15 protein-coding genes are annotated in these 19,103 nt (G+C 48.6%); 10 read left to right on the top strand and 5 right to left on the bottom strand.

Annotation, left to right across the window (positions count from 1 at the left end):
- The first annotated feature begins 142 nt into the window (after positions 1-142).
- The 4 genes from LC508_RS11860 to nhaC are packed head-to-tail and all read left to right on the top strand — an operon-like array spanning position 143 to position 5,206.
- The gene (locus LC508_RS11860) at positions 143-2,410 is read left to right on the top strand and encodes a xanthine dehydrogenase family protein molybdopterin-binding subunit (protein ID WP_225305371.1); all 2,268 of its coding nucleotides are present in this window, start codon (positions 143-145) and stop codon (positions 2,408-2,410) included.
- On the top strand, positions 2,407-2,880 hold the full coding sequence (locus LC508_RS11855; RefSeq protein WP_054351829.1) for a (2Fe-2S)-binding protein: 474 nt from the start codon (positions 2,407-2,409) through the stop codon (positions 2,878-2,880). The genes LC508_RS11860 and LC508_RS11855 overlap by 4 nt, the downstream gene beginning before the upstream one ends.
- The gene (locus LC508_RS11850) at positions 2,877-3,785 is read left to right on the top strand and encodes an FAD binding domain-containing protein (protein ID WP_054351830.1); all 909 of its coding nucleotides are present in this window, start codon (positions 2,877-2,879) and stop codon (positions 3,783-3,785) included. The genes LC508_RS11855 and LC508_RS11850 overlap by 4 nt, the downstream gene beginning before the upstream one ends.
- A complete protein-coding gene (gene nhaC, locus LC508_RS11845) occupies positions 3,782-5,206 on the top strand; it encodes a Na+/H+ antiporter NhaC (protein ID WP_103731873.1) in 1,425 nt (474 codons plus the stop codon). Before LC508_RS11850 ends, nhaC begins: the two co-directional genes overlap by 4 nt.
- Before the next feature lie 89 nt (positions 5,207-5,295).
- Here nhaC and LC508_RS11840 read toward each other — a convergent pair whose 3' ends face one another.
- From LC508_RS11840 to LC508_RS11820, 5 genes are all read right to left on the bottom strand, one after another.
- Positions 5,296-5,895: a DUF1062 domain-containing protein gene (locus LC508_RS11840; RefSeq protein ID WP_158587297.1), complete on the bottom strand. Its 600-nt coding sequence runs from the start codon at positions 5,893-5,895 to the stop codon at positions 5,296-5,298.
- 277 nt (positions 5,896-6,172) lie between these two features.
- Positions 6,173-6,445: a CD3324 family protein gene (locus LC508_RS11835; protein ID WP_033139018.1), complete on the bottom strand. Its 273-nt coding sequence runs from the start codon at positions 6,443-6,445 to the stop codon at positions 6,173-6,175.
- 193 nt (positions 6,446-6,638) lie between these two features.
- On the bottom strand, positions 6,639-7,601 hold the full coding sequence (locus LC508_RS11830) for an acetylxylan esterase (RefSeq protein ID WP_054351888.1): 963 nt from the start codon (positions 7,599-7,601) through the stop codon (positions 6,639-6,641).
- 64 nt (positions 7,602-7,665) lie between these two features.
- Positions 7,666-9,015 carry an ABC transporter substrate-binding protein gene (locus tag LC508_RS11825; RefSeq protein ID WP_103731871.1) on the bottom strand — a complete coding sequence of 450 codons (1,350 nt, stop codon included), beginning with the start codon at positions 9,013-9,015 and terminating at the stop codon, positions 7,666-7,668.
- Positions 9,016-9,181: 166 nt separating this feature from the next.
- Entirely contained in the window at positions 9,182-10,117 is a 936-nt protein-coding gene (locus tag LC508_RS11820; RefSeq protein ID WP_033139020.1) for an AraC family transcriptional regulator, read from the bottom strand.
- Between the two features lie 200 nt (positions 10,118-10,317).
- On the opposite strand from LC508_RS11820, the gene LC508_RS11815 reads away from it, so the two are divergent.
- The 6 genes from LC508_RS11815 to LC508_RS11790 all read left to right on the top strand — a co-directional run bounded on the left by LC508_RS11815 (position 10,318) and on the right by LC508_RS11790 (position 19,101).
- Positions 10,318-12,699, top strand: coding sequence for an ABC transporter permease (locus LC508_RS11815; RefSeq protein WP_033139021.1), 2,382 nt, complete (start codon positions 10,318-10,320; stop codon positions 12,697-12,699).
- A 24-nt stretch (positions 12,700-12,723) separates the two neighbouring features.
- Complete coding sequence (locus LC508_RS11810) at positions 12,724-13,494, top strand: ABC transporter ATP-binding protein (protein WP_033139022.1); 771 nt, start codon at positions 12,724-12,726, stop codon at positions 13,492-13,494.
- Between the two features lie 13 nt (positions 13,495-13,507).
- Positions 13,508-14,188: a response regulator transcription factor gene (locus LC508_RS11805; protein WP_033139023.1), complete on the top strand. Its 681-nt coding sequence runs from the start codon at positions 13,508-13,510 to the stop codon at positions 14,186-14,188.
- On the top strand, positions 14,175-15,449 hold the full coding sequence (locus LC508_RS11800) for a sensor histidine kinase (protein ID WP_033139024.1): 1,275 nt from the start codon (positions 14,175-14,177) through the stop codon (positions 15,447-15,449). The genes LC508_RS11805 and LC508_RS11800 overlap by 14 nt, the downstream gene beginning before the upstream one ends.
- A 180-nt stretch (positions 15,450-15,629) precedes the next feature.
- On the top strand, positions 15,630-16,304 hold the full coding sequence (gene hypB / locus LC508_RS11795) for a hydrogenase nickel incorporation protein HypB (protein WP_033139025.1): 675 nt from the start codon (positions 15,630-15,632) through the stop codon (positions 16,302-16,304).
- Positions 16,305-16,413: 109 nt separating this feature from the next.
- Complete coding sequence (locus LC508_RS11790; protein WP_103731510.1) at positions 16,414-19,101, top strand: FAD-dependent oxidoreductase; 2,688 nt, start codon at positions 16,414-16,416, stop codon at positions 19,099-19,101.
- Positions 19,102-19,103 lie beyond the last annotated feature (2 nt).

The raw sequence follows: 19,103 nt of genomic DNA, 5'->3' as shown, positions 1-19,103 counted from the left end.
TGTTATTCCTTATTATAAATTAGGCGTCAAAAGATTACAATTAAAATAATTTTTTTTTGACACTTCTTTTTTGATATTTTTTTGATACGGTGCCTGTATGCTTGAAAAAATAAAATCCGAGAGGCAGTAAACGGTGGAAAAAATGGAAAAATACAAGGTAATTGGAAAGGAATTGTCAAATGACCAGGCTTACGGCAAGGTGACCGGGCGGGTCAGATACTGCAGTGACATGCAGTCTTTGGGTATGCTCCATATGCGGCTGAAGGCAGGGACGGTTGCCCACGGGATCATCCGCCGGGTGGATGCAGAAAAAGCGCTGGCACTTCCGGGGGTGGCGGCAGTGTACTCCTGTGAAAACACCCCGGATATCTGTTACGACAGGGGCAGAGTGGAAGCCTGGGAAAATGTACCTAACCAGGAAAAGCTCTTTGACAGGCATGTCCGCTTTCTGGGTGAAAGGGTGGCGGCAGTTGTGGCGGATTCGAAGGAGACGGCAGCAAAAGCATGTGAGCTGATCACAGTGGAATACGAGGAACTTCCGGCAGCCATATCTGTGGAGGAGGCAGCAGCTTTGGAGGCACTGCCCCTGCACGGAGATGGAAATGTCTATGAGGTCCCTTCCTTTGAATACGGGGACTTTGAGACAGCCCGGGGAGAGTTCTTCCATGAGAGCAGATCCCATATCGGAAGAATGACGCATCTGGCTATGGAGACACAGTCCTGCAGGGCTGCGTATGATGCCTCGTCGGATAAGCTCACCATATGGTCGGGCTGCCAGTCCGTGTTTGGCGTCAGAAGCACAGTGGCGCAGTATCTGGGGATGCCCTACGCAAGAGTACGTGTGATCAAGGCGCCCATGGGCGGGTCCTTTGGAGTCAGACAGGAGACACTGCTGGAGCCGCTGACCGCGTATGCTGCCAGAATGCTGGAGGCAGATGTAAAGCTGGTGTATACAAGAGAAGAGCAGATTGTGAATACCATGATGAAGCATAGCCTGGACGGAACCGTGAAGAGCAGGATCAGAAAGGACGGAACCATAGAGGGGCTGTCCATGTCCTGTACCCTGGATGCCGGCGCATACCTTACGGTATCCAGGGGGTATGCGTCCACCATTGGGGAGAAGATAGCAAAGGTGTACCGTATGCCAAACATACATTTTGACGCCCGGGTGGTCTGTACCAATACTCCGATAAACGGAAGTTTCCGAAGCTGGGGATCATGTGAGGAGGCACTGCTCTTAGAGAACCACTGGAATATGGTGTGCAGGGAGATGGGAATGGACCCTGTGGAATTCAGGCTGAAGAACATCCTTTATCCCTATGAGACAGAAGTGGTACATAAGATTCCGGTGGGAAATGTCCATTTCCAGGAGTGTCTGTTAAAAGGGCGGGAGGTCTTTTGCTGGGAAGAAAGGAAAGAAGCCTGTAAAAAAAGAAACAGGGAACAGAGAAGATACCGATACGGAATCGGTATGGCGCTGGCATCCCACACCAGCTCCTTTTATCCTTACAGGGTGGATGTGGCGTCAGCAGTCGCCAGAATCCAGGAGGACGGCAGCCTGATCATCCATGTGGGAATCCATGACCACGGCTGCGGAACTGTGATGGCTATGAAGAAGATCGCGTCCGAAATTATGGAGATCGGTCTGGAGAAGATTGAGCTGAACGAGGCGGATACACAGAACAGCCTTTACGATTACGGCTGTTACGCCAGCAGGACAGTATATTCCCTGGGGCAGTCTGTGAAGCAGTGCTGTGAGCACATTTTGGAAATGGCAAGGGAGACGGCAGCGGCAGCCCTTGGATGCAGCAAAAGCTTTCTTCGCTACCGGGCAGGTGAGTTTTTTAAGGAGATGGAGGAGACCGTGCGGATATCTCTGCCGGAAGTCATCCGGTATTCCATTCAGACCATGGGACAGGATATCTACTATGCCAATACCACCAATGCCGGAGAAAATCCCGGCGTGGCAGCAGCTCATTTTACAGAGGTACAGGTGGACACCTATACGGGCATGACGAAGATTATGCACTGCCTGTCTGTACATGATATTGGCAAAGCCATCAATCCTGACCTCTGCAGAGGGCAGATTGGAAGCGGTATTCAGCAGGGAATGGGAATGGCGCTCTGCGAGGAGATCAAAATACATCCGGTGACAGGGCAGACACTCATAACGAATTTTAAGAATTATGAGGTGGCCAATGCCTGTGACCTGCCTGACTACCAGACTCTGCTGATTGAAGAGCCTGAGAACAGCGGCCCGTTTGGGGCGAAATCCATAGGGGAAGTTGTGGTAGTGCCTGTGGCGCCTGCCATTGTGGCAGCGGTCAACGATGCGCTGGGAACAAATCTGACCAGGCTTCCCCTGACACCTGCGGTCATTCTGGAAGCATTGGAGGGAAAAACAGTATGAGATTGAATTTTGTATTAAATGGAGAGCAGAAGACCATGGAGGTTCCGGGGGAAAAACGGCTTCTGGATTTTATCAGGGAGGATCTGCATCTGACCGGCACCAAGGAAGGGTGCGGGGAGGGGGAGTGCGGTGCCTGCACTGTGGTCTTAAACGGACAGGCCATCCATTCCTGCCTTGCTGTTGCCGGACAGTTGGAGGACAGCGAGCTGCTGACCATTGAAGGACTGGAAAAGAACGGTGAGCTGGATGCCATCCAGAAGGCTTTTATCAAAAAAAGTGCTGTTCAATGCGGATTCTGCACCAGCGGCATGGTAATGTCCGCCAAGGCGCTTCTTCTTCATAACCCCAACCCCACTCAGGAGGAGATAAAACGTGCCATTGCCGGAAATATCTGCAGATGTTCCGGGTACCGGGAAATCCGGGAGGCCATTCATGAGGCGGCCGCCAGCGGGAACGGAGGTGCAGTATGAGCACAGAGTATTTACAGCCGAAAAGCTGGGGTGAGCTGAAAGAGGATCTGCAGAGACTGACGGAAAAGTCTGTGATCCTGGCCGGCGGTACAGACTTGATGCCGAAAATCAGGTCAGGAAAAAAGGAGCCGGATCTGTATTTAAGCCTTTGCAGGATGGAAGAACTGAAAGCCATAGATAGGCAGGGCGAATGGCTGAAAATCGGTGCCATGGCTGCCCATACCCAGGCTTCGGAAGATCCCTTTATCAGGAAATATTTTACTGCGCTTGCCATGGCCTGCAGTCAGGTAGGATCCCAGCAGATACGCAACAAGGGAACGCTGGGCGGCAGTCTGGCAAATGCCTCACCTGCCGGTGACATTATGCCCTGTATCTTCCTGTACGGAGGGAAGATAGAGATCCTGGGAGAAAACGGAATTCGCAGTGTGGATGCGGAATCTTTTCTTTTGGAAAACGGGTGCACGTTACTGGGCAGAAATGAGCTTATAACGTCCATTCTGCTTCCCCTGGAGGAGGAAAGAAAAAGTTGTTTTGTAAAGCTGGGAAGCCGAAGAGAGGTCACGATCGCGCAGATTTCCCTGTGCATTTCCTGGAAAGAGGAGGATAATGAAAAGAAGGACATGAAAGGCTTCATTGGGGCGGTGGATATAAGGCCCGTGGAGTTTGAAAAGGCATATCTTCTCGGAGAAAATTCAGAGGAAAGCAGGGAGGAGGCCGCTGCGTGGCTGGCTGATAAAATAAGAGGCATAAGAAGCAACAGGACCAGGGAATCAAAATTAAAGATAACAGAGGCGGAAAAGCTGTACAAGGAAAGAGCGGTAAAAGGAATCGTTTTTGATGCGGCAGATTGGATAGAGAGAGAAAGCACATTCCATACAGGGAAAAAAGGAGAAGGAAAATTATGAGTGGCGGGAAAAAAGAACGGCAGAAAAATATGACATTTTCTAAATCAGTGTTTGTGTTTGCATTTGTAGTTGCGGCACTTCTGACAGTGACAATCGGTCTTGGGGGACCTGCCCATGTGGCAATGCTCATCGCGGCCATTGTGGCTGGAATCGTGGCTGTGAGTTCAGGATATTCCTGGGATGAACTGCAGGAAGGTATCGGGGATACCATTAAGGCGGCTGTACCGGCGATTCTGATTCTTCTGGCAATTGGTGTTATCATCGGCGTCTGGCTGCTGGGCGGAATCGTGCCCACCATGATCTACTACGGACTGAAAATCTTATCCCCGTCGGTTTTTCTGCTGGCAAGCTGCCTGATCTGTGCGGTGATTGCTACTGCCACAGGAAGCTCCTGGTCCACAGTGGGGACCATCGGTGTGGCGCTGATGGGAATCGGCAGCGGGCTGGGTGTGCCCGCGGGTATGACAGCAGGTGCCATTATATCAGGAGCGTATTTTGGTGACAAGATGTCCCCTCTGTCCGATACTACCAATCTGGCGCCTGCCATGGCAGGGACGGATATCTTTACCCATATCCGCCATATGATTTACACCACAGGGCCGAGCTTTATTATCGCACTTATCCTGTACGGAATCATAGGTATCAAATTCGCGGGGAATAATTTTGATTCCTCCCTGGTGGAGCTGTATACCTCAACGTTGAAAGATATTTTCTATGTCTCTCCAATCATGCTGATACCGCCTGTGCTGGTCATTATCATGGTGATCAAAAAGATACCGGCGCTGCCTGGGCTGATCGCAGTGGCATTTCTGGGATGTGTGTTTGCATTGGTTTTCCAGGGGGCTGACCTGCAGTCCGTGATTTCCTCCGCCTTCTCCGGATTTTCCATTGAGACAGGAGTGGCAGAGGTGGACAAACTGCTGAATCGGGGCGGCATGACCAGTATGATGGAGATCATCTGCCTCATTCTCATTTCACTTTCCTTTGCAGGTATCGTGGAAAAGAGCGGTATGGTGAATACAGTTATTGAGCGGGCGCTGAAGAATGCCAGGAAGGATTCCACAGTCATAACGGCAACCCTTTTATCCACAATTTTCACCAATTTTGCCACTGGCGTGCAGTATGTGGCGCTGATTATTCCGGGGAGGATGTTCAAGGATATTTACAAAGAAAGAGGACTGCATCCAAAGAATCTGTCAAGGGCTTTGGAGGATACAGGAACCCTGTGTGCGCCCTTTGTTCCATGGGGGACAGATGCCGCGTTTCTTTCAGGGGTCCTTGGGGTGACAACGGGGATTTATGCACCGTTCTGTTTCCTGAATCTTATCAATCCCATTGTGTCTCTGATCTGTGCGCAGACGGGTTGGACCATTGAGAAGATGGAGAAAGATACGGCTTCGGCAACAGAAAATGCAGGATGAATGATTCAGGGTACTGGAAAGAAATAAGAATACGGCAGGGAATGTCTTTTGTCAGGACATTCTCTGCCGTTTCATTATTTTGTCAGGTATCAGAGGTCCATATCCAGAAGGACAGTCAGACTGCGGGGGAGATGAATCTTTTCCAGATTCTCAATATTGCTGCCGCGCAGCAGGCCCTCTGTAAACAGGCGTTTGATCTTGGAACGGGAGACAGAAAGCTGCTCGGCCAGAAATTTATCAGTTCTGATTTTCAGGTCATGCGGATTCTGGATATGGATCATCCGGCAGTTTTCGGTCGGATTTTGCCGGGAGACAGAGGGAAATGCCTCTTTTTTGGAGACGGTGTAAGAGACAGAATCCTCCCTCACAACAGCCCGGTTTTTCTCAAATATTTTCTTGTCAGTGCCGATTTTCAGGGCAAGGCTGCTGTTGTTTTCCTGGAATTTCTGATACAGATCCCGGGGCAGTTTTTGAGGGCTGATGCGCTCAAAAACAGTCAGATTGTAGGTGGACCTGCACTTTTCGCACTGGTAGATCAGCCAGATATCCACACATTTTCCATTGGCGTTGATGCGGAAATCCCCGGTACTTTGAAACAGGGATTTTGTGCCGCATTTCGGACAGTTTCTGATGATTTTATAGGAGGAGGCAGGGAGTATGGTCCAGGTCTCCTCTTTTAAATAGCTCATATGCATATTCCTTTCTCGTTTTATCAGGTCAGGATCTGCAAAGGCTATTTCAATATGAAATTGTTAATATGCAATAGCCTCTGCTATGCATTTTTCTTGGGTTCCAGCATGGTAGTTCCTCCTTTTTACGATATGGGGTTATTATAACGGGAGGATGCGGGGGAGTGCTACCTTAAACTTTTTTCCAAAAGAAAATGAGCAGATACCCATTGGGAAATATGGTATCTGCTCAAGAGAAAACTATTTGCAACTGACATTGTCTGCTTAATAGTTACAACTATTTTCTTTTTTCCTGTAATAAGATCCTCTGTACGCTTTTCAGGGACAGACAGTATTTATCTGCCAGCCGGACGGGGTCCGCGCCATTTTGATAATCACGGAACAGCCTGGTATTGCGGGCGGCGATTTCCTGCCGGATTCCTGTAGTGTCCCCCCAGGAACGCCTGTTTTCCGTCTTTCTGGGAATATAAATACTCTCTCCCTCCACGTACTGCTGTATTATTTCAAGCAGTTCTTTGGGAAGAATCTTATCAGCCTTTTTGTAGCTCATCCTGTCCTCCTTGATTTTTAAAATTCCAGGATTCACAAAGGCTATTTTATATTTGATGAGTATCCGCAATAGCCTTTGCTACGCGGACATAACATATCGTTTCATAAAAAATACCTCCTTTTATTGTTCGAAAAAATTATTTTGATTTTCTGGTTTGATCATACTGTATGTGGAGGCATTTGTATAGGAAAAGTTAAAGCAATTCGGTCATAAACTGCATCATTTTGTCCTGAAAACCAGGAAAGGGTTCATGGCCATATTCCGGATATATAATCATTTTTTTGTCGGAAGTAAGGGCATTGTAAGCTGCAAACTGGGTGGAAGGCGGGCATGCCTTATCTTCCAGTCCAATTCCCCATAAAACATCTGCCTTTACCCAGGGAGCCAGGTTTCTGATGTCAATATACTGCAGTTGTCTGAAAAAATCCTGCTCCTGCTCGTGGCAGGGGTCCAGGATACGGAAGTAGTCCCACAGTTCCAAATAAGCACCCTGGCATTCCTGGTGACAGCAGGCACCCTGGTAATCCGATAAAAAGGGGCTGCACGGAGCCGCTTTTTTGATTTCCGGCGTAAGGGCAGCACAGGCAATTGCCAGGCCGCCGCCCTGGGAGGTTCCAAACACGCCCAGTTTCTCGGCGTCTATTTCTTCAAAGCGCATCAGGATTCTGGCAAGCAGTGCAGTGTCCAGAAAAATCTGACGATAAAGAAGTTTCTCTTTGGTATCCGTGATTCCACGGATCACGTGGCCGGTTACAGTTGTTCCGCGGACGCTTCCCAGATCTTCGGACAGTCCGCCCTGGCCGCGGCAGTCCATGGAGGCTATTGCAAATCCCATGTCGGTATACGCCATTTTTTCGCACCAGTCACCGGCATTCCAGCGGTATCCATGGAACTGCAGCAGGGCAGGAATGGGGTGTGAAATGTTTTTTGGCCTTAAATACTGGGCATGGATCCTGCTTCCGTTCACTCCGGTGAAATACAGGTGAAAGCATTCTGTATGTGTGCCCTGAAACTCTGCTTTCTGCAGACTGACATCAGGGTTTATCCGGTCTAATTCTTCCAGGGCATCTTTCCAATAATCTGTGAAATCAGCCGGCTTTTCCCCCATTCCTGTGTAGGTTTCCAGTTCTTTTAATCGATCGTGATAGGTTTTCATATACATTACCGGTATAATGCAGATGCATTATCATCCATCCTTTCCAAGCACAGCGCTCATACGCTTAATTGTTCATGTTAAATGCAACGGTATCCTGTGCCTGCTTCAGCTCGGATTCAAAATCAGCGCCTGTCTGGATAATGTTGGAGACCGCAACACCCACAGCATCCACGGCATCGTAATAATATGTTCCCCTGACACTTACAGGGACTTTTTCTGCAAATCCGACAATGTCTGCATAGACTGCCTGACCACCGTAATACTCCTGTCCCTCGTTGTAGACATCGCTGTCTTTCATTGGGAGCCATGTGGCTAATGCTCCTGATTTCGGAAGAATTGTTTCATACAGTTCTACACTGCCTGCAAATGTTTTGCCAAGGAAATCAACAGCCAGGTCCGGGTTCTTTGAGGTACTGGAAACGGCCCAGCTGGAACCGCCGTTGCTGGAATAATTGGTGGCACCTTTGATATTATCAAGGGCCGGCATATTGGTGATGCCCCATTTCCCTGACTGGTCCTCTGCACCCTGAATACTGCCGGAAATCCAGCATCCATTGATTGCACAGGCTGCGCTGCCGCTGTTGAAAGAGCCCACATACTGATCCCAGTCAGTGACTTCTGTAAGAATCCCCTTTTGAACCAGTTCTATATATACGTTCATAGCAGCGCGCAGGGATTCATTGTCCACCATATTTACACTGCCGTCATCATGGAAGGCGGTAGCACCTGTGGAACGCATCATCATCATGACAAGTTCCGGACTGCCTCCATTGCCTGACAGAAGGGAAATACCGGTTTTTTCTTTCACCTGTTTTCCCAGTTCAATAAATTTACTCCAGGTAATATCAGTAAAATCGTCCAATGAAAGCCCGGCATCAGCCAGAATGTCTGTCCTGTAGGCAGCTACACACGCTCCGTTGTCAAAGGGAACGGCATAGTTTTTTCCATCTTTCATGGATTCCGCCACCTTTGATTCGCTGAACTGGTCAAAGGGGATTCCTGAATCGCTCAGATCAGAAAAAATGTCAGGATAGCTCTCCAGAAACTTTTGATATGTATGATCCTGCAGAAGGAAAATATCAGGAAGTATGCTGGTATCATCAGCCAGAGCCGCGGTCGCGATCTTGGTTTCCACATCGCCTGAAGTCAGTTCCACAATGTCCAGCTTGAAATCAGGGTGATTCTTTTGGTAGATTTTTTCGGCCTCTTTCATGGCGTAAATATTGAAATTCTGGTCCCAGGCCCAGACCATAAGCGTATTCTTGTCATCCTCTGTTTTTTCAGCCTGAGGAGTAGTTTCAGTATCCGCGTTTGTTTCTTTTTTATCCTCATTGGTGTCTTGTGTTTCGCCACATGCACTTAAAGAAAATGCCATAATGCCTGCCAACAGTAAAGTAATCATTTTTTTCTTCATAATAATCCCTCTCGGTTCTTATATTTCACAGAACGGGCCCTTCTCCGAACCTTATAAGTGCGGAAAACTCTGTGATTCACTGTGGTCACATTATAGTATAGGTAATGGTATCCATGTCATCAATTCCGGTTAAAAACTATGCAATTTCACTCATTTTTTCTGTGCATTACCATCCTTCTTCTGTCTGGATATTGTATTCCAGAAGCTTGCGTTCATAATTTTCGGGATGGTTTCTCCATTCCCTGGGAGAAATACCAAGTATTTTTTTGAAATTTCGGTTAAAGGTGGTGAGAGTTTCAAAGCCTGTTTTATAGGCAATATCTGCGATAGGATCATTGCTCATCTGCAGAAGGTCACATGCCATTTGTATTCTCACCAGATTGATATAGCGGGCCGGGGACATTTTCATGTATGCAGTAAAGACCTTGCGAAAATGATTTTCTGTAATAAAACATCTGTCAGCCAGGTCTTTTACGGAAATATTGTCAGGATAGTGGATGCTTATATAGTCCACGACATTTAATAAAAGTGCTGTCAGTTTGTCTGCTTCATGTTCCCCGGATTCCAGCGTGTCACTCTGATTCATCCTGGCAATTTCCATCATAAGTGCTGACAGAAGTCCATCGGCCTCCTCTTTGTAGTAGACCGGATGTTCTTTGGCCAGAGCCAGCAGACGACGGATCAGCTGTCCTGTAAAAGGATAATCTTTCTCTGAGAGAAAGGATGCTTTTTTATTGATCTGCCGAATGATCTTATCCGACAAAATAGGATTTGCCTGGTGGAATTGGCTGATGATTGAGGAAACATCCAGAAACAGATATTCCCAGCTGCTTATGGTATTTAATTTGCTGTTGGTAGTGTGTGGGAAATTTCTGGGTATGATGGAAAACATGCCGCCCTGAAATTCATGTTTTGTATTTTCCAGGGATAATGTACCCTCTCCGTAATAGCAGTATCCTATTTCCATGTGATTGTGAAAATGAAGGTAATCCACCTCCACACCATAGCACTGTTTTAAATTTTCACCTGTCAGCGGAAGCATATGGCTGTCCGCCGGTATTTTGTAATATCTGAACTCCATTTTGGGTTTTCTCTTCTTCATCTGAGCCATTCCTTTTTCTGTGATTTGAGGCATGTTTTTTTATATTATAACAGAAAAAGAGACATGTTTACAAAAATAATGAGACTTGTACAGCGGTTATGATATGATACACGAAACAGGAAAAATCCACGATTTAAGGATTTTTTCACAATTACCGGGTTATAATCCTCTCAGAAAACAGGAAAGGGAAGGATAGTCAGATGCTTTACAGAATATTAAAGAAGGATTTGCTGAGGAGAAAAGGGGTCAATGTGATACTGTTTCTGTTCATCACAATAGCCACGATCTTTCTGGCCAGCAGTGTGAACAATATCCTGGTGGTGAGTTCGGCCATCAGTTATTACATGGAGTTTTCCGGGGTTCCGGATGTGAATTTTATTTTGAAGGGAGATACGGAGAAAGAGAAAACAGAAGAGTGGCTGGACGATGGGGCGAAAGATGTGAAGGAATACGGAGACAGCAGTATGATCGCACTCAATGACCAGAATATGAAAATCATAAAAAACGGAAAGAAAAAGGAATACGCCGCCGCAGGCACCAGCGTTTATTTAGCCGCTGCAGGTATGGAATACTGTAAGGTTTTTGACCTGGATGGAAAGCCGTTTTCTCTGAAAAAAGGTGAAGCTGCCCTGACCAGGGATGCCATGGAGAGAAACCATCTGGAGTCCGGGGATAAGATCTCCATTTCAGTGGGAAAGACAGAAAGGAAACTTACGGTTTCCGAGCAGATAAAGGACGCGGCTTTTGGAAGCGACATGGTTGGAATGAACCGGATCATCGTCAGCGAAGAGGATTATGAAACATTCCTAAAGGATGAGAATGCAGAGAATATCCGTATGTTCTGTGTTATGACCGACAAGGCGGCAGAGTTTGTGAGGAATCTGAACAACCAGGACTTTACCACTGTTTTAAGTACGGTCTCAAAGAGTATGTATAAAATGATCTATTCTTTTGATATGATCATGGCAGCGCTTTTGATCCTGGTCGGTATCTGCCTGATCCTCATTGCCCTTCTGGTACTCCGCTTTACGCTGGTATTTACCATGGAGGAAGAATACCGGGAAATCGGGATCATGAAGGCAGTGGGATTCCGGAATTTCGCCGTGAAAAAGGTATATCTCTTAAAATATCTGGTTCTTGTGACGGCAGGTACTGTGGTGGGATTCGCAGCCAGTATTCCGGTCAGCAGGGCCATGGTGGCAAGTGTCAGCAGAAATATGATCATGGAGGACAGCGGCTCCAACCTGTGGGTGAATTTTATATGTTCCGGTTGCATTATTTTGCTGGTAATGCTTTTCTGTTATACCAGTACCGGTAAGCTGGATAAGATATCAGCCATCTCTGCCATCAGGAGCGGAAAGACAGGGGAGAGATTCAAAAGAAGAGCCGGAATCAGACTGAACAGGAGAGAGAAAATGTCTGTTCCCATGTTTTTGGGACTGAACGATATGCTTACCCATATGAGGCGGTATCTGGTGCTTATGATCACCTTCTGCATCAGTTTCGTGCTGATCACCATACCGCTGAATACCATCAATACCATGAGGAGCCGGGAGATGGTAGTCAAGTTTGCCCTGGACCCTGACAGCGCCGTGTATGTGAGAAGAATCGAGAAGGCAAGTGAGGGAAATTACAGATACAAGGATGACCTTTTGGCAGGAATGCAGCGTGTGGAGCAGGAGATGAAGGCGAAGGGATATGATGCAGAGCTTACGGGCATTCCGTTTTATTTCCTGAAAATCTCTAAGGATGGTGTCGTCTCAGACCAGAAGCTTCTGGTATTACAGAATCTGGGACAGAACAATGATTATCTGCATTATGACAAGGGGGAAGCCCCCAGGCTGGAAAATGAGATCGCTCTCTCCGAGACAGTGCTGAAGCAGAATAAATGGAACATTGGAGACTGGGTAGATGTAAATATCGGCAGCAAAGAGAAGAGATTACTAATAACAGGGACGTATTCTGACTATATGCAGATGGGACAGTCCGGCAGGATGAATCCTGTGATCGATATGAAGGAAGAGATGATGGCGGATTACTGGAATATCCTTGTGGATATGAAGACGGATAAGACACAAAAGGAACTGGCCGCTGACCTTAAGAAGGATTTTCCGCAGTATGAGTGGGATGACGCCCAGTCTCTGGTTGACCAGAATGTGGGCGGGATCCAGGACTCTTTGGCAAAGCTTCTGCTGCCCATGACCGGTCTTCTCTGCGCCATTATCATGCTGATCACTGCCCTTATGGAAAAGCTGTTTATTGTAAGAGAGAAGGGGGAGATCGCCATGATGAAAAGTGTGGGGTTCCGCAACCGGAGTATCCGCAGGTGGCAGATCCTTCGTATGGTCTGGGTGGTTCTGGTATCTATGATAGCGGCAGTTCCCCTGTCTCTTCTGAGCAACCGGTTTATGTTAAGACCTATCTTTGCCATTATGGGGGCTGATGTGGAGATCCAGGTCGTGCCCTGGCAGGTGTACGGTGTCTATCCGGGAATCCTGATGGTGGGAATCATCGCAGCTACCATATTTGCAACCGGAAAAGTGAAACAGATCCATATACGTGAAATGAATAATATAGAATAAAAATCCAGGTGGAGGGAGAAAGAAATGGAGTCTTTGAAAGTTTCAAATTTGTGCAAAACATATATTATAGAGAAGCGTCAGAATAATGTTCTGAGAAATGTTAATCTGGAGATAGAACAAGGGGAGATGGTGGCTGTAATGGGGCCTTCTGGTTCCGGCAAAACGACCCTTCTCTATACAGTCAGCGGCATGGACAATGCCACTGCGGGCAAGGTGGATTTCTTTGGACGGGAGATGACAGGGCTTACTGCAAATGAGATCAGTGATATGCGGCTGGAGCAGATGGGGTTTGTGTTTCAGCAGATGTATATGCTGAAAAATCTTTCTATTTATGATAACATTATTATGCCGGCCTATCAGACACCTGCGGGAAAGACAAAGAAAGGCCGGGCGGCCGTCAATGAGAGGGCAAAGATACTGATGCAGAAGCTGGGAATCAGTGAGGTGGCGGACAATGACATCAACGAGGTGTCCGGCGGGCAGCTTCAGAGGGCCTGTATCTGCCGCAGCCTGATCAATGAGCCAAAGATCATCTTTGCGGATGAACCTACAGGTGCGCTGAATAAACAAAATTCTATAGAGGTTATGGAGGAGTTAAACCGCATCAATCTGGACGGGACCAGTATCCTTCTGGTCACACATGATATGAAAGTGGCGGCGCGCTGTGAGCGGGTGCTTTATATAGAGGACGGTGATATCCGGGAGGACATTACACTTGGAAAATGGCAGAAAGACCAGGATATGAGGGCAAGAGAGCGGACATTGAATGACTGGCTGATCAAGCTGGGCTGGTAAAGAAAGGATTTGTATGAAAGATATTTTGCTGGTGGAAGACAACAGGGAGCTGGCAGAGCTTCTGCAGGCATTTTTGGAAAAAGGCGGGTTTACTGTTCATCCGGTACCTACCGGAGAGGAAGCGGCAGCATATCTGGAAGAGAACAATGTGAAGATCATGCTCCTCGACATTATGCTTCCCGGCATGGATGGTTTTGCCGTCTGCCGGACAGTGCGGGAGAAAGGAGATATCCCCATATTGATCATGAGTGCCAGAGCGGAAAAGGATGATAAGTTAAACGGATTCGGTCTGGGGGCAGATGACTATATGGAAAAGCCTGTGGACCCGGACCTGCTGACTGCCAAGGTGCGGGCACTGCTGCAGAGAACTTACGGGGCCAGAAGTGAGACGGACTATCTGGTATCAGGCGGCCTTACCATAGACAAAAATGCGCGGAAGGTTTACCGGGACGGGCAGGCAGTGGAGCTGAATGTAAAAGAGTATGAACTGCTGTTATTACTGGCTGAAAACCCGGGGAGGACTCTTCACAAGGAATATCTTTTTGACCGGATCTGGGGTATGGACAGCTTCAGTGAGAATCAGACGCTGACGGTGCATATCAGAATGCTGCGAAACAAAATAGAGGAAAATCCCAGGGCGCCCAGGCGCATTCAGACTGTCTGGGGTGTGGGGTATCGGTATGAGGAAATATGACAGGATTCTGGCAGTAACGGTATGTCTCTATCTGCTGCTGGCGCTGGGAACAGGTCAGATCCTTTACCGGATGCAGGAGCACAGAGACAGGGAATTCCGGGTGGAGATAAACCGCCTGTACCATACCATATCAGCGGGAACACGCCCGGAGGAAGTGGAGCTGAGCGGATTTCGGGATGTATACAGGATTGACAGTCTGCCCCTTGCTGATGCGGCTGACAGGGAGAAGTCAGAGGCATTTTACAGTGATGAAAGTAATGGAGGCAGTGTTATAAAACCCTGGTATACGGACAGCAGTCTGAAAGGGTATCTCCGGTTTTCATACAGGGAAGAAAATATGAGCCTGGGCGGTGTGATGGTGACCGTGCAGGCTGGTCTTGCACTTATGGCAGCATTTGTGGTGGGAATTTTACTGTATTTGAAATACCGGGTCATCCGTCCATTCAACCGGGTAAGCGAACTGCCTTATGAGCTGGCAAAAGGCCATCTGAAAGGCGAGGTAAAGCAGGAGAAGAACAGATATTTCGGTGACTTTCTCTGGGGAATCGGGCAGTTAAAAGATACGCTGGAAGTGACGAAAAAGCGGAGGCTTGAGCTGGAAAAGGAAAAGAAAAAAATGCTGCTGTCCTTGTCCCATGACATGAAGACGCCTCTTGGGACCATCAGACTTTACGGAAAAGCCCTGGAGCAGGGACTCTACGATACAGAGGAGAAGAAGTGCCACGCTGCCCGGCAAATCTGTGCGAAAGCAGAAGAGATTGAGGGATATGTGGCGGAGATCATAAGAAGCTCAAAGGAAGATATTTTAGATGTCCGGGTGGAAATGGGAGAATTTTATCTGGAGGAACTGGTAAAGCGGGTGGCAGACACCTATGTGGAAAAGTGCGCAGTGCGAATGATGGAGCTGCAGATCGGCAGATATGAGAACCGGTTAGTGCGTGGGGACATTGACCGCGTACTGGAAGTGTTTGACAATGTGATGGAAAACGCTTTTAAATACGGGGATGGCAGAAGAATTGAGATCAGCTTTTATGAGGAGGATTTCTGCCAGCTCATCCGCATTTTTAATACGGGGGAGGCTGTGTCGGAGAATGATTTCAATCACATTTTCGAGAGCTTTTTCAGAGGGACAAATAGTCTTGGGCAGCAGGGCAGCGGGCTGGGACTTTATATCTGCAGGGAGATTATGCGGAAGATGGACGGGGAAGTGTTTGCAGAGAAGGAGAAGGACGGGATGGGAATTGTGCTGGTATTCCGATAGTGAAAGGAATGTCTGGTCATGAAACCGGACGAAGATAAAACAGCATGATACAGCAGCCATGTTTACGGAACCGGCGGTTTGTCAAAATTTTTGACAGACCGCCGGTTTTGTCTATAGTAAAAGCAGTTCCGGCATAGTATGATGAGAGTATGAAACAGCACGGAAAGGAGGGATGCGGAAATGGAAGCATTCCGTACCATTGAAGTAAAACGAAGCATTTTTGATAATAACGACAGGCAGGCGGAGCAACTTCGCAGAGAACTGAAAGAGAAGAGGGTATTCCTGCTGAATCTCATGTCTTCCCCGGGTTCAGGCAAGACGACAACCCTGCAGCGGACCATTGAGGCATTGAAGGAGGAGCTGAAAATCGGCATTATGGAGGCGGATATTGACTCTGATGTGGATGCCCGCACCATAGAGAATATGGGGGTAAAAGTAATACAGCTCCATACAGGGGGCATGTGCCACCTGGACGCGGATATGACGAGGCAGGGGCTTGACGCCATGGGAACCGGAAGCGTGGACCTGGCTGTGCTGGAAAACGTGGGAAATCTGGTCTGCCCGGCGGAATTTGACACGGGGGCAGTGAAGAACGCCATGATCTTATCGGTTCCGGAGGGAGATGACAAACCTCTGAAATATCCGCTGATGTTCTCCGTATGTGATGTGGTGCTGATCAACAAGATCGACGTGATGCCCTATTTTGATTTTGACCTGGAAAAATGCAGAGAAAACATCAGACTGCGCAATCCCGAGGCGAAAGTGATCCCAATCAGCGCAAAGACAGGGGAAGGTGTGGATGCGTGGGCAGATTGGCTGAGGACAGAAGTAAACACGTGGAGAGAAGCAAGGTAATCCGGAAGCAGGACTGTGAACAGCAGCAGGATAGCTGCAAAAGAGCATCTAAAGAGCTGCAAAAGAGCAGCGAGGCGGCTGCAGAATGGTAGAAAGGGTGGGTTTGTATATGGCAAATTTAAGACCGAAGATCGTGAAACTGGCAAAGATGGTGGGCGGTGTTGCAGGGGCAATGAACCGGATCGATGAGAAGGCTCCGGAATACTATGCGCTGAATGCTGTGGTCACGGATGATATGGCAGATGTAGCCCTGGTCATGGGGCTTCGTCAGCCGCGTACCTTTGAGTATATTGTGGAGAAATGCGGCAGAAGCCGGGAAGAGACAAAAAAGCTTCTGGACCAGCTTACATACACAGGCGTGGTGAAGGTATGGACAGATAAAAAGGATAAGAAGGACCGGTATTTCATCAATATTTTTGCACCTGGCATGCTGGAAATGATGGTAAATAACCGGGAGCAGCTTGCCGCGCATCCTGAGATCGGCAAGGCATTTGAGGAGTATACCAGAAAGAGGATCGCACCTATGGCGCCCCTTTTTCCGGAAGGCATGGCAATGATGCGTGTGACGCCTGTGGAGAGTGCTGTCAAAGACCTTCCGGGAGTACAGCCCTGGGAAAAGCTGTCTTATTATCTGAGAAAATACGATACATTCAGTGTGTCTGACTGTTCCTGCCGTCAGTCCAGAAAGGTGCTTGGCGAGGGCTGCGGACATCTGGAAAAGGATATCTGTATCCAGATGGGAACCGGAGCAGAATATTATATCAGGACAGGAAGAGGCCGTCAGGTGAGCCGGGAGGAAGTGTTGGAAATCCTGAAATTTGCGGAGGACAACGGTCTTATGCATGAGATGCCCGCAACAGACGGGCTGGGTGAATCGGCGGCAATCTGCAACTGCTGCAGCTGTTCCTGTTTTTCCATGCGTATCGCAACGCTGTTCCGCACACCGGATGCCATCCGCTCCAATTTTACAGCGGAGGTGAACCCGGAGGAGTGTGTGGCCTGCGGGCAGTGTGTGGAAAACTGTCCCACAAATGCCCTGAAGCTGGGACAGAGACTCTGTGCCAAAAAGCCGGTTCCAAAGACAGAGGAACCTACGGCCAGGGATCATGTGTGGAGCAAAAAGAACTGGAATATGGACTACAGGGAGAACCGTCAGGATGTGGCGGAGGAGGGAACTTCCCCCTGTAAAACCGCCTGTCCGGCCCATATTGCGGTACAGGGCTATATCAAGCTGGCTGCCAGGGGAAAATACAAAGAGGCCCTGGAACTGATCAAAAAGGAAAATCCATTCCCGGCTGTCTGCGGCCGTATCTGCCCGCATGGCTGTGAGGATGAATGTACCCGCGGGGATATTGACGAGCCCATCGCCATTGATGAGATCAAGAAATTTATCGCGGATAAAGAACTGGACAGTGATGTGCGCTACATTCCGCCGAAACGCTACCATCTGGGCAATAAGATCGCCATTATCGGCGGCGGCCCTGCAGGACTTTCCTGCGCGTATTACCTTGCCATAGATGATTACCGGGTGACTGTTTTTGAAAAACAGGAGAAGCTGGGCGGCATGCTGGCACTTGGAATCCCCTCCTTCCGCCTGGAAAAAGAGGTGCTGAATGCAGAGATTGATGTGCTGAAAGAGATGGGTGTGGAATTTAAGACCGGTGTGGAAGTGGGAAAAGATGTGACGCTGGATGAACTGAGAAAACAGGGCTACGAGGCATTTTACATAGCAGTCGGCGCCCAGGGCGGACGCAGGCTGAACGTGGAAGGAGAGGACGCTTCCGGTGTGGTATCCGGTGTGGAATTCCTGCGCGAAGTAAACCTGGGACGTGGCCGTACCCTCGCCGGAAATGTAGTGGTAGTGGGCGGCGGCAACGTAGCTGTGGATGTGGCCCGCACAGCCACAAGGCAGGGAGCTGCCACGGTAAAAATGTACTGTCTGGAAAGCCGTAAGGAGATGCCTGCCCTGGATGAGGAGATTGAAGAGGCAGAGGCTGACCATGTGGAATTCCAGAACGGATGGGGCCCGAAACGCATTCTGACAGAGGATGGAAAGGTGACAGGCGTGGAATTTATGCGCTGTGTCTCTGTCTTTGATGAGATGCACCGTTTTGCACCGAAATACGATGAGGAGGATACCATTACGGTTCCGGCTGATACGGTTCTTCTCTCCATTGGGCAGTCTATCGAGTGGGGCAGCCTGCTGGAAGGCAGCAAAGTGAAACTGGGCCGCGGAAACACTGCGCAGGCTGACAGCCTTACTTATCAGACCGGAGAAAAAGACGTGTTTGTGGGCGGCGACTGCTGTACCGGTCCGAAATTTGCTATTCACGCCATCGCAGCCGGCAAGGAAGGAGCAATTTCCATCCACAGATATGTGCAGCCGGGACAGACTCTGACCTTGGGCCGCGACAGAAGAGAATACCACGCCTTTGATAAAAATAACGTGGCTGTGGATCTGCAGAGTTTTGACAATACACCGAGACAGCGCCCTGCCCATGCACAGGAGAAGAAGGGCACTTTCCGGGATGACAGGATGACATTTACAGAGGAACAGATGAAAAAAGAGACGGAGAGATGCCTGGGCTGCGGTGCCGTACAGGTGGATTCCTATATGTGTGTGGGCTGCGGTATGTGCACCACAAAATGTAAATTTGATGCCATTCATCTGAAACGTACCGGTCATTCCAAACCGGATCTGTATGAGAAGCTTCCGGTGAAAATCGCGGCAAATGCAGTGAAGAGAAGCGGAAAAATTGCCGCCTCATCTGTGAAAACTACCCGCAGAAAGGACTGATC

This window comes from Blautia parvula, from assembly GCF_020215665.1.
Lineage (GTDB): Bacteria > Bacillota > Clostridia > Lachnospirales > Lachnospiraceae > Blautia > Blautia celeris.
Note: the sequence above shows the minus strand (reverse complement) of the source record. Positions and strands in the feature narration are given on the sequence as shown.